General features: G+C 64.3%; 10 protein-coding genes and 1 pseudogene. 2 read left to right on the top strand and 9 right to left on the bottom strand.

Annotation, left to right across the window (positions count from 1 at the left end; all coding sequences use genetic code 11):
* Positions 1 to 73 precede the first annotated feature (73 nt).
* Positions 74 to 349, bottom strand: a pseudogene (locus tag OKC30_RS06530) (ISAs1 family transposase); the annotation flags it as partial.
* Positions 350 to 611: 262 nt separating this feature from the next.
* Between OKC30_RS06530 and mog the strand changes: the two are divergent.
* Positions 612 to 1142, top strand: a complete 531-nt coding sequence (gene mog, locus OKC30_RS06525; protein WP_270662963.1) for a molybdopterin adenylyltransferase — start codon at positions 612 to 614, stop codon at positions 1140 to 1142.
* Between the two features lie 31 nt (positions 1143 to 1173).
* Here the strand turns inward: mog and OKC30_RS06520 are convergent, their stop codons facing one another.
* Positions 1174 to 1521, bottom strand: coding sequence for a DUF2541 family protein (locus OKC30_RS06520; protein ID WP_103255340.1), 348 nt, complete (start codon positions 1519 to 1521; stop codon positions 1174 to 1176).
* Between the two features lie 208 nt (positions 1522 to 1729).
* Entirely contained in the window at positions 1730 to 2485 is a 756-nt protein-coding gene (locus OKC30_RS06515; protein WP_160837614.1) for a DNA/RNA non-specific endonuclease, read from the bottom strand.
* Positions 2486 to 3130: 645 nt separating this feature from the next.
* Here OKC30_RS06515 and OKC30_RS06510 point away from each other — a divergent pair.
* On the top strand, positions 3131 to 3856 hold the full coding sequence (locus tag OKC30_RS06510) for a carbonic anhydrase (protein WP_160837622.1): 726 nt from the start codon (positions 3131 to 3133) through the stop codon (positions 3854 to 3856).
* A gap of 73 nt (positions 3857 to 3929) precedes the next feature.
* On the opposite strand, the gene OKC30_RS06505 is transcribed toward OKC30_RS06510, so the two are convergent.
* The 6 genes from OKC30_RS06505 to OKC30_RS06480 form a co-directional block, all read right to left on the bottom strand.
* On the bottom strand, positions 3930 to 4838 hold the full coding sequence (locus OKC30_RS06505; RefSeq protein WP_101149942.1) for a pseudouridine-5'-phosphate glycosidase: 909 nt from the start codon (positions 4836 to 4838) through the stop codon (positions 3930 to 3932).
* Entirely contained in the window at positions 4832 to 5923 is a 1092-nt protein-coding gene (locus OKC30_RS06500; protein ID WP_160837611.1) for a PfkB family carbohydrate kinase, read from the bottom strand. Before OKC30_RS06500 ends, OKC30_RS06505 begins: the two co-directional genes overlap by 7 nt.
* A 144-nt stretch (positions 5924 to 6067) precedes the next feature.
* Positions 6068 to 6472 (bottom strand): nitrite reductase small subunit NirD, encoded by a 405-nt coding sequence (gene nirD / locus OKC30_RS06495; protein ID WP_234888591.1) that lies wholly within the window; start codon positions 6470 to 6472, stop codon positions 6068 to 6070.
* The gene (nirB, locus tag OKC30_RS06490) at positions 6469 to 9051 is read right to left on the bottom strand and encodes a nitrite reductase large subunit NirB (protein WP_202395089.1); all 2583 of its coding nucleotides are present in this window, start codon (positions 9049 to 9051) and stop codon (positions 6469 to 6471) included. The genes nirD and nirB overlap by 4 nt, the downstream gene beginning before the upstream one ends.
* 26 nt (positions 9052 to 9077) lie before the next feature.
* Positions 9078 to 9899 carry an ABC transporter ATP-binding protein gene (locus OKC30_RS06485; protein ID WP_010675449.1) on the bottom strand — a complete coding sequence of 274 codons (822 nt, stop codon included), beginning with the start codon at positions 9897 to 9899 and terminating at the stop codon, positions 9078 to 9080.
* Positions 9900 to 9930: 31 nt separating this feature from the next.
* The gene (locus OKC30_RS06480; protein WP_160837609.1) at positions 9931 to 10890 is read right to left on the bottom strand and encodes an ABC transporter permease; all 960 of its coding nucleotides are present in this window, start codon (positions 10888 to 10890) and stop codon (positions 9931 to 9933) included.
* Between the last annotated feature and the right edge of the window lie 14 nt (positions 10891 to 10904).

Below are 10904 nucleotides of genomic sequence, written 5' to 3'. Positions count from 1 at the left end.
ATGATCTCGCACCTCGATAACTGTACGTAAGATCAGTATAGTTCGTGGTAACTGACTGCTAATCATGGGTAATCAGGAAGGCGTTTTGAAATTGCTCCGGCTGAATACGGGAGATGATCCTGGCTATGGTGTCGTGAACAGGTAATCCGTTAGGAAACAAGCCATTACGCTGAAACCATTCCAGATGCGCCTCGCCGAATAGCTCAATATCTTCCCAACCTTGGGCGCCACCGATGGCGGCACAGACAGTCAAAAAAACCACATCAAAGAAGGGGTACTCGATTTTAGCTACCTGGCGAGGGTCTTTGAGTTCAGAGAAGAATTGAGTAAATGCAGCATGGTGGTTCATCGCGAAACTCCCGTAAAAGAGAGTATAAGATCACACCCAGATCGGTCGGTCAAATCCTCTTAACATTGCTTCAAAACGTTCACGATCTCGCCCTGCATTTTCCTCGGCCTTATGCCTTATTAAGGGACTTTCCTCAAAATTGTTTTTCATTCGACTCTCCCCCAGGCTCGATGCCCTCCCCTTGCCTCATCCGGCGGTTTAACATATCTCACTGATTATGTTATTTTATTTACCACTTTATTGCGGCAACCAAGGGCAGACCATGAGCAAGGCAAGAATCGGTATCGTCACCGTCAGCGATCGCGCCAGTGCAGGCATCTACGAAGATCTCTCCGGCAAGGCCATCATCGACACCCTGAACGCCTACCTGACCTCGGAATGGGAGCCCGTCTATCAGGTGATCCCCGACGAGCAGGATCAGATTGAGGCGACCCTGGTTCGGCTGGTGGACGAGGAGCAGTGCTGCCTTGTCGTTACCACGGGGGGCACAGGGCCGGCGAGGCGGGATGTGACCCCGGAGGCCACCGAGGCGGTGTGCGATCGCATGATGCCGGGCTTTGGCGAGCTGATGCGGGCCGAGTCCCTCAAGTTCGTGCCGACCGCCATCCTGTCGCGCCAGACCGCCGGCCTGCGCGGCAGCTCGCTCATCGTCAACCTACCGGGCAAGCCCAAATCGATCCGCGAGTGCCTGGATGCGGTCTTCCCCGCCATTCCCTACTGCATCTACCTGATGGAAGGGCCCTATCTCGAGTGCGACGAGGCCATCATCAAGCCGTTCCGCCCGAAGAAATAAGCACTGGGCGGGGATTTCCCCCGCCCTTTGCTCATTTGCGCCCATACACCTTGACCCCTGCCCTGCTCCCTTCCGAATTGCCGTACACCTCGATGCGCTTGATGCAGAGCCGGCTGCCGAGTGATTGCCACCCCGACTCCTGATCCTCTTTCAACACCTTGTCGAAATAGAGGGTCTTGCTGCGATCGTTGCCGTAGAACACCTTGACCCGCTCTAGGGTCAACTCCCGCCCTGCCTTGACCATGATGGATTTGGTCGGCCGGCAGGCGAGCATGGGAATGATGGCGGGATGATCGCCGACCCCGAGCAGAATGGTCTGCCCCAAGCGGATATCCTCGTCGGCCATGGCCGGGGGAACAGCAGCCCCCAGCAGCGCCATGGGTACGCAGATGCGCAACGCGCGGGCAAGAGTGGACGAGGAGTGAAGGGAAAACAGCGCTGACATGATGCCTCCTGAAAAAAGGAGTCATGATAAGGGCCCGATGCCAGACCCAAGCTGTACTGGCCCTGTACCAGGGGCCATGACAATGGCCGGAGGCCCGTGTGGGTAACGGGGGCCTGGGCCCCCGTTACCCCTGCTGGACGCGCTAACCGCCCCACATGGCCGACAGCCGCGACTCCATGGCCTCTTCCTGCTCATCCGGCAGCTCGGTGAAGAAGTCGAGCCCGGTCTGCTCCTCCACCTCATCCACCGTCACCACATAGTCCGCCAGCCTGCTGGCCGAGACGTTCTCTTGCGGCAGGATGAAGGCGATGGCCCGCTTGCCCGCCAGATCCATCACCACCCGGTAGTAGGCGTGGGGCACGGTCACGCCGTTGCCGATGGCGCCATCGGAGTGGGTGAAGATGGGGCCGGTGATCACCTGCACGCTCTTGTAGGTGATGGCCCACTGCCGGGTCTTCTCCTCCAGGATGCGCCAGGCTCCCTGGTTGAGCGCCGGCAGTTGCGGGGTCATGTTGGTCAGCAGGAAGCTCTGCTTCATGGTGTTGGCGGTGGAGCGCATGTCCGCCGCCGGTGCCTGGTGGCCGCGGTCATAGCCCGAGCCCTTGTAGTCCGACAGGGTGGCGCGAAACTGCACCGGCACCTCCTTGTCCTCGGCGAAGGCATCCTTGCGCGGCACCTGGCCCTGGGCGCTGGCGGCCGTCATCCGGTAAGAGACCCAGTCAGAGACCTTGGTGTCGTAGTTGTACCCGGCGGCATAGCCCTCCCGGCACAACAGCTGACTGGATTGACCGGGTACCCCCAGGGTAACGTGCTCCCCGCACTGGAATCCCGCCGCCAGGCTCGGGAAGGTGGTGAGAGTGAATCCGATAACCAGAACTAATTTATTGATATTATTCATTATTATACCACTCCTTGTGTTAGGCGGAGTGATTTGACACCAGGTCGGACGAGTAAGGCAATCGCACAAATAGCGAGCAATTCGGAAATGTGAAGAGGACGGCAAAACCGCAAACAAGGCGCCGCCAACCGGGGGATTGTCATCCCGCCGTCACTGTGCTGAGGGGGGAATTTCTCCAGCACTATCAGAGGGATAAGGGGTCAACACCGAGGCACCCTGTCAGCACAGCGCCCGGCTCCCACCACGCACGCCCCTGGCCGGGTCAGGGAATATCGAAAAAATCCCAACGAAATAAGGGATCCTCAAGCCCGATAATTAGTCCGCGCTTGTTTGCTCGAGATCAAACGGAGCCATGAAAAGCCCTCTAGAATCAGCCCGTCATCTATTTGGGGCGCCATAAAAGGGGGCCGTTCATTGCAAAAATGCCCGCAGGATTTCTCCTTCATGAATAAGCGGGCCCCGTTGCCGGAATACATCATGGCGCCTCCTCATGCCACGCTTCAAATAACGATGACGACAGACCTTTCATAACAATTAATCCGGTCTGGCACCGCGTACCCTGCGTTTCCAACGATGCCATTGACGAGGCCTTCATGCCGGAAGGCCAGGAATGGCTGTGCTTTTCAATCAGGATAAGGATGCATGATGAAAAAGTCCCTGCTGGCTGGCGCCCTGCTGCTCTGCCCTGCCGCCTTTGCCACCACCACACACTGGGAATACAGCGGCGAGGCCGGCCCGGCGAGATGGGCCAGCCTGACCCCGGAATATGGCCAGTGTGCCGGTAGCAACCAGTCGCCGGTCAACCTCTCGGGTCTGGTGAAGGCCGATTTGGCCCCCCTGCAGTTCCACTATCAGGCGGGTGGCAAGACGCTGGTCAACAACGGCCACACGGTGCAGGTCAACTATGCCCCCGGCAGCACCCTTGAGCTCGACGGCATGCACTTCGAACTCAAGCAGTTCCACTTCCACGCCCCCAGCGAAAACCTCATCGAAGGCAGGTCCTACCCCCTGGAGGGTCACCTGGTCCATGCCAATGACAAGGGGGAGCTGGCGGTGGTCGCCGTGATGTTCGAGCCGGGCCAGGCCAATGGGGCCCTGAGCCAGGCCTGGCAGGTGCTGCCAGCCAAGGCGGGGGAGATCCATGCCTTCAAGGAACCCATCTCGGCAGAGCAACTGCTGCCCGCCCAGCACGACTACTACCGCTTCAGCGGGTCCCTGACCACCCCACCCTGCTCGGAAGGAGTGCGCTGGCTGGTGATGAAGGAGCCGGTCCAGGCCAGCCAGGCCCAGATCGATGCCTTCAAGGCGGTGATGCACCACCCCAACAACCGCCCCGTCCAGCCTCTCAACGGGCGACTGGTGCTGGAATAAGGGGGTTATCTCACCGATTCGCGCAATAAAAAGAGGGCCTATTGGCCCTCTTTTGCATCTTTCGCAAAGGTGTTTACAGGCTGGCAGCGATGCGTGCCCCCAGCGCGGCGTTGTTCAGCACCAGCTGGATATTGGCCGCCAGGGAGTTGCCACCGGTCAGCTCGCACACCCGGGCCAGCAGGAAGGGGGTGGACTCCTTGCCCTTCACCCCCTGCTCGTCCGCCTCACGCAGTGCCTGGGCAATGGCGGCGTCGATGTCGGCCTTGGGCATGGCAAACTGGGTCGGGATCGGGTTGGCCACCACGGCGCCCCCGGCCAGCCCCAGCTCCCACTTCAGACGCAGCGCCTCGGCGATGGCCGCCGGGCTCTCCAGGCGGTAATCCACCTTGAAGCCGCTCTCCCGGGTGTAGAAGGCGGGCAGCTCCTCGGTCTGGTAGCCGATCACCGGCACCCCCTGGGTCTCCAGGTACTCCAGGGTCAGACCGATGTCGAGGATCGACTTGGCTCCGGCGCAGACCACGGCCACCGGGGTCTGGGCAAATTCCTGCAGGTCGGCCGAAATGTCGAAGGTCTCCTGGGCACCGCGGTGCACGCCGCCGATGCCGCCGGTGGCGAACACCCGGATCCCGGCCATGGCGGCGATGATCATGGTGGAGGCTACCGTGGTCGCCCCCAGCCCCTTGTTGGCCAGCACGAAGGGAATGTCGCGGCGGCTGCACTTGGTGGCGGCATGACCGGCCCGGCCCAGCGCCTCCAGCGCCCCCTCATCCAGACCCACCTTGAGGCGGCCATCGATGATGGCGATGGTGGCCGGCACGGCGCCGTTGTCGCGCACCACCTGCTCGACCTGGCGCGCCGTCTCCACGTTCTGCGGATAGGGCATGCCGTGGGAGATGATGGTGGACTCCAGGGCCACCACCGGCTTGCCGGCGGCCAGCGCGGCGGCAACTTCAGGTTGGATATCGAGGTAAGCGTTCAACATGGGTACTCCTCCAGCATGCGTTCAACGGCGGCCTTGGATAGGCCGGAAAAGACGGTATCGGAACAATTGACGGTGAGGGCGGCGCAACCGAGGGCGAACCGGGTTGTCTCCATGATGCCCTGCTCCTGCAACCAGGCGTGGGCCAGCCCTGCCATGAAGGCATCGCCGCCGCCGGTCACGTTGACGACCGGGCTGCCGAGCACGGGCAGATGGCCCTGGCAGGCCCCGTCGCTATAGAAGATCCCCTGATCGCCGAGGCTCAGGAAGAGCCGCTGCACCCCGGCGCGGTGGAACCAGGCCGCTGCCATGGGCCAGGTGTCGGGCCCGCCGATGGTGAAGCCGCACAGCTGCTCCGCCTCGGTGCGATTGGGTTTGAGGGTGTGGATGCGGTGCAGCCAGGGGCGGATCTTCTCCACCTTGGCCACCGACACGGTGTCCACGAAGATGATGTGCTCCCCCTGGCGCTCGAACAGCCAGTCCAGGGTGTGGGTGGCGAGGTTGGTGTCGAGCACCCAGAGCCGGGCCGCACCGAGAAAACCGCTCAGGGGGGTGAGCCGGGCCGGGGTGAGCTGCTCGATGATCCCCATGTCGTTGACGGCGCAGCTCATCTCGCCGCTGCCATCGTGCAGGCTGAGATAGCAGGAGGTCGACTGACCCTCCAGTACCAGCACCTGGCGCACGTCGACCCCGGCGCGCTGGCTCACCTCCAGCAGGTGGTGGCCGTATTGATCGTTGCCCACCGCAGTCAGCAACCGGGTGTCGGTGCCAAGGCGCGCCAGGTTCTCGGCGATGTTGCGCCCTACCCCGCCGGCGGAGGTGCGTACCCGGCCCGGGTTGGAATCGCCGATGCGCAGGTTGTCGTAGCTGCAGCCACAGATATCCATGTTGGCGCCGCCGATCACTACGGCGTAGGGGCCTTCGCGCAGCACATAGCCGCGCCCCTGCACATAGCCCTGGCGCATCAGGCTGGAGATGTGGCTCGCCAGCGCGGAGCGGCTGATGCCGAGCCTGTCCGCCAGCTCCTGCTGGGCAATCATGGGATCCTGGCGCAGCAGGGCGAGGATCTCTTGCTCACGTTCCGTCATAGACAAACATCCAGTTACAAAGGTTTGTCCATTATTTCCGAAAAACGTTTTCCCGCCATCCTCTCGTACAAGAAATGTCGAGTCGCGCACAAAAAATCACCGGGCAGTGCCCGGCGATCACAACATGGTTTTCAGATGGGCCACTCACCCCAGCTGTACCCAGACCTCGCTCCCCTCCAGCTGCACCGGCCAGCAGGCGACGCTCAGGGCAGGATCGTCCAGACAGCGACCGTCCATCAGGGCGTAGCGCTGCTTGTACAGCGGCGAGGCCACCACGGGCTCCCCACCGGCATCCCCCACCAGGCCACGCCCCAGCACGGCGACGCCGGCCAGGGGGTCCACCCCGTCCAGGGCATAGACATGCTCCCCGAGGCGAAACAGCGCCAGTACCCGCCCCTCCAGCCAGGCGCTGCGCCCCCCCTGCTCCGGCAGCGCCGCCAGCTCGCACACCCGGTGCCACTGCCCGCAGAGCTGTGCATCGTCCTTGTCATCCTTCATACCACCTCCTTGATACTGATGGCGGGTGTGCAACCCGTTGACCCCGCTCATACCACCTCCTTGACAGCGATATCCGGCACCCACTGCCCCCGCTCCTCACGGCGCGGCGGCGTCTCGTCCTCGGGCCGGTTGACGAAGGCCTCGAACAGCTTGAGCTTGTCCGGATCCGCCAATGTGCTCTTCCACTCGCACTGCCAGGTGCCGACGATCCCCTCCATCATGGCCTCCAGCTCGGCACCGATGCCGAGCCTGTCCTCGATGATCACCGACCTGAGATAGTCGAGCCCCCCTTCCATGTTCTCCATCCAGACCGAGGTGCGTTGCAGCCTGTCCCCGGTGCGCACATAGAACATCAGCAGCCGGTCGATGTAGCGGATCAGGGTCTGCTCGTCGAGATCCGTGGCAAAGAGGTCCGCGTGGCGCGGCCGCATACCGCCGTTGCCACACACATAGAGGTTCCAGCCCCGCTCGGTGGCGATGACGCCGATGTCCTTGCTCTGGGCCTCGGCGCACTCCCGGGTGCAGCCTGAGACCGCAAACTTCAGCTTGTGTGGTGCCCGCAGCCCCTTGTAGCGGTGTTCCAGGGTCTGGGTCAGGGTCATGGAGTCCTGCACCCCGTAACGACACCAGGTGGAACCCACGCAGGACTTCACGGTGCGCACCGACTTGCCGTAGGCCTGACCGGTCTCGAAGCCTGCTGCCACCAGCTCGCCCCAGATGGCGGGCAGCTGGTCGACCCGGGCGCCGAAGAGATCGATGCGCTGGCCGCCGGTGATCTTGGTGTAGAGGCCGTACTTGCGCGCCACTTCGCCGATGGTGATGAGCCCCTCCGGGGTGATCTCCCCCCCCGGGATGCGCGGCACCACCGAATAGGTGCCGTCCTTTTGCAGGTTCGCAAGGAAGGCGTCGTTGGTATCCTGCAACGCGCGGTGGGGCTTCTCCAGCACGTGCTCGTTCCACAGCGACGCCAGGATGGAGGCCACCGTCGGCTTGCAGATGTCGCACCCCAGCCCCTGGCCATGCTTGTCCCGCAGCGCCTCGAAGCTCTTCAGCTCGCCCACCCGTGCCAGGTGATAAAGCTCCTGACGGCCGTAGGCGAAGTGCTCGCACAACCCCTTGTCCGCCTCGACGCCAAGGTCCGCCAGGGTCTGATCCACCACCTGCTTGAGCAGGTTGCTGCAACCGCCGCAGCCGGTGCCGGCCTTGGTGCAGCTCTTCACCGCCGACAGCTCGTGATTGCCCGCCCGAACGGCGGCCACCACGTCCCCTTTGCTCACGTTGTGGCAGGAGCAGAGGATGGCGCTGTCCGGCAGCACCAGGGGCGCGGGAACGGCCCCTGCCTCCCCCACCAGCAGGGAGAGCGGCGGCTGGGGCAGCACCACCCCGTTCTGGTAGTACTGCAGCAGCCGCTCGTAATCGGCGCCGTCCCCCACCAGGATGGCGCCGAGCAGGCGGTTGCCCTCGCCGTCGGTCACCAGCTTCTTGTAGATGCCGTTGACCCTGTCCAGCAGCAGCAGCTCCTGGGCGCCGGCGGTGGCGGCGTGGGCGTCGCCGATGGAGCCCACGTCCACCCCCATCAGCTTGAGCTTGGTGGACATGTCGGCCCCGATAAAGCGGCTCTCGCCGCCGCACAGGCTGGCCACGGCGGCCCGGGCCATCTGGTAGCCGGGGGCCACCAGGCCGAAGATGCGCCCCTGCCAGAGCGCGCACTCGCCGATGGCGAGGATGGCGGGATCCGAGCTGTGGCAGCCGTCGTCGATGCAGATGCCACCGCGCTCCCCGACCACCAGCCCGGATTGGCGGGCCAGGGTGTCGGCGGGGCGGATCCCCGCCGAGAACAGCAAGACGTCAGTCTCAATGTGAGTGCCGTCCTTGAAACGCAGGCGATGACGGGCCTGCTCCCCCTGCTCGATGCACTCGGTGGCCTTCTCCACCAGCACCTCGACCCCGAGGGCCTGGATCTTGTCCCGCAGCACGGCGCCGCCGCTCTCGTCGAGCTGCACCGGCATCAGCCTGGGGGCGAACTCCACCACCTGGGTCTTGAGGCCGAGCAGGCGCAGGGCGTTGGCCGCCTCCAGCCCCAGCAGGCCGCCACCGATGACCACGCCGCTGCGGGCCTGGGCGCAGGCATCGCGGATGGCGGCGAGATCTCCCAGGGTACGGTAGACGAAGCAGCCCTCCCGCTGATGACCGGGGATGGGGGGCACGAAGGGGACAGAGCCGGTCGCCAGCACCAGACGGTCGTAAGGGAACTGCTCGCCGTTGGCCAGCGTCAGGGTGCGGGTGGCCCGGTCGAGCACCTCCACCTCGGCCCCCAGCCGCAGCGCAATGCAGCTCTCTTCATACCAGGCGGGATCCGCCATGCGCAGGGCCTGGGGTGCCTTGCCGCCGAATACCTCGGAGAGGTGCACCCTGTCGTAGGCGGCGTCAGGCTCGGCGCCAAACACCGTCACGTCGAACCGCTCGAGGCCGCCCGCCGCCACCAGCTGTTCGACGAAGTGGTGACCCACCATGCCGTTGCCCACCACCAGCAGCCGTTGCTTTGCGGTCTGTTCGGCGGAACCACTGTTCTGGCGACCGAGCAGGCCCATGCCGTCCTCTGTCACCCACTGTTGCTCTTTGTCAGTCATGTCTCTCTTCCTTGAATCCGGCGGGCTCAGGCGCGCAGCTTGCTGCGCACCTGCCCGGCTGCCTTGAGGGGGGTCACCTTGCGTTGCTTCTCGTAGAGGAAGCGCAGCACCTGCTGGCGCAGCTTGTGGTAGTGGGGATCGTCCGCCAGGGCGACCCTGTCTCTGGGCCTTGGCAGGTCGACGGTCAGGATCTCTCCGACCGTGGCGCTGGGGCCATTGGTCATCATGACGATGCGATCGGAGAGCAGCACCGCCTCGTCCACGTCGTGGGTGATCATGATGACGGTGTTGCCAAGCTCCGCCTGGATCGCCATCAGAGCATCCTGCAGATGGGCCCGGGTCAGGGCATCGAGGGCGCCGAACGGCTCGTCCATCAGCAGCACCTTGGGGGAGAGCGAGAGGGCGCGGGCGATGCCGACCCGCTGCTTCATCCCCCCCGACAGCTCGTGGGGCATCTTCTGGCTGGCGTGATCCATCTGCACCAGGGAGAGGTAGTAGTCCACCCGCTCCGCCACCGCCCGCTTGTCAGACTCCACCTGGGCCACCGCCAGCGCCACGTTCTGCTGGACGCTGAGCCAGGGCAGCAGGGCGTGGTTCTGGAACACCATGGCCCGCTCGGGCCCCGGGCCCGCCACCTCGCGACCATCGAGAATGATGCCCCCCAGGGTCGGCTCCAGCAGCCCGGCCACCAGGTTGAGGACGGTGCTCTTGCCGCAGCCCGAGTGACCGATGAGGGAGACGAACTCCCCCTTCTCGATGCGCAGGTTGACCCGACTCAAGGCCTCGAAGCTGCCCTGCTCCGTCTCGAACGAGATGCCGACGTCGCTTATCTCCAGATAACTCTTCATTGGCTCTTCTCCTGCCTGAATAGAAATGTGATTAACGCAGCACCTGGCGCTTGTCCCAGGACAACCACTGCTGCAGGGCCAGCATGCCCCTGTCCAGGGCGCAGCCGATGAGGCCTATGGTGATCACCGCCACCATGATGCGGGCCAGAGACGCAGAGCCGCCGCTCTGGAACTCGTCCCACACGAACTTGCCGAGCCCCGGGTTCTGGGCCAGCATCTCCGCCGCGATCAGCACCATCCAGGCCACCCCCAGCGACAGGCGCAGGCCGGTGAAGATCATGGGCAGGGCGCCGGGCAGCACGATGCGCCGCACATGGGTCAGGAACGACAGGCGCAGCACCCGGCTGACGTTGTGCAGATCCCGGTCCAGCCCCGCCACCCCCACCGCCGTGTTGATCAGGGTCGGCCAGAGGGAGCAGAGGGTCACCGTCAGGGCCGAGGTGAGGAAGGACTTGGCGAGCCAGGGGGTGGGGCTGGCGTAGAGGGCGCTCACCACTAGCGTGATGAGGGGCAGCCAGGCCAGCGGCGACACCGGCTTGAGCAGCTGGATCACCGGGTTGGCGGCGCGATAGAGCCCCTGGTTCATGCCGAGCAGCACCCCGCACGGGATGGCGATCAGGGTCGCGAGGCCAAAGCCGCACAGCACGGTGAGCAGGCTGGTGGCTATCTGATCGAAGAAGGTGGGGCGCCCGGTGTAGGGGCGCAGCTTCACCTCGGCCGCCGGATCCTCCGCCAGCCTTGCCGCATTGCGCGCCTGCTGGCGCTCGAGGAAGGCCGCCGCCTTCTCCCGCTCCTGCAGATGCTCCTGCCCGAGGGACCAGAGCTGGCTGGCGGTGGCGAGCGGTCCGGGCAGGGTGCCCAGACTGGTCTGCACCTGGCTCGCCCCCCACTGCCAGAGGCCGAGGAAGAGCAGCACGCCGAGCAGGGGCTGCACCATGACTTTCCAGTTGACGGCTTTCAAATGGATGAGGGGCCACGTGTGTCGTTTCATTGCGCTCTCCTTGC

Origin of the sequence: Aeromonas sp. QDB18, assembly GCF_027705325.1 — a bacterium.
In the GTDB taxonomy this organism is placed as follows: domain Bacteria; phylum Pseudomonadota; class Gammaproteobacteria; order Enterobacterales; family Aeromonadaceae; genus Aeromonas; species Aeromonas caviae.
This window is presented reverse-complemented; position numbering and strand designations above follow the sequence as displayed.

Bases quoted from the DNA above. Each gene is read 5' to 3' on its own strand.
- mog (WP_270662963.1), top strand. From the start codon at position 612: ATGAGCAAGGCAAGAATCGGTATCGTCACCGTCAGCGATCGCGCCAGT.
- OKC30_RS06520 (WP_103255340.1), bottom strand. From the start codon at position 1,521: ATGGCGCTGCTGGGGGCTGCTGTTCCCCCGGCCATGGCCGACGAGGAT.
- OKC30_RS06515 (WP_160837614.1), bottom strand. From the start codon at position 2,485: ATGAATAATATCAATAAATTAGTTCTGGTTATCGGATTCACTCTCACC.
- OKC30_RS06510 (WP_160837622.1), top strand. From the start codon at position 3,131: ATGAAAAAGTCCCTGCTGGCTGGCGCCCTGCTGCTCTGCCCTGCCGCC.
- OKC30_RS06505 (WP_101149942.1), bottom strand. From the start codon at position 4,838: ATGTTGAACGCTTACCTCGATATCCAACCTGAAGTTGCCGCCGCGCTG.
- OKC30_RS06500 (WP_160837611.1), bottom strand. From the start codon at position 5,923: ATGACGGAACGTGAGCAAGAGATCCTCGCCCTGCTGCGCCAGGATCCC.
- nirD (WP_234888591.1), bottom strand. From the start codon at position 6,472: ATGAGCGGGGTCAACGGGTTGCACACCCGCCATCAGTATCAAGGAGGT.
- nirB (WP_202395089.1), bottom strand. From the start codon at position 9,051: ATGACTGACAAAGAGCAACAGTGGGTGACAGAGGACGGCATGGGCCTG.
- OKC30_RS06485 (WP_010675449.1), bottom strand. From the start codon at position 9,899: ATGAAGAGTTATCTGGAGATAAGCGACGTCGGCATCTCGTTCGAGACG.
- OKC30_RS06480 (WP_160837609.1), bottom strand. From the start codon at position 10,890: ATGAAACGACACACGTGGCCCCTCATCCATTTGAAAGCCGTCAACTGG.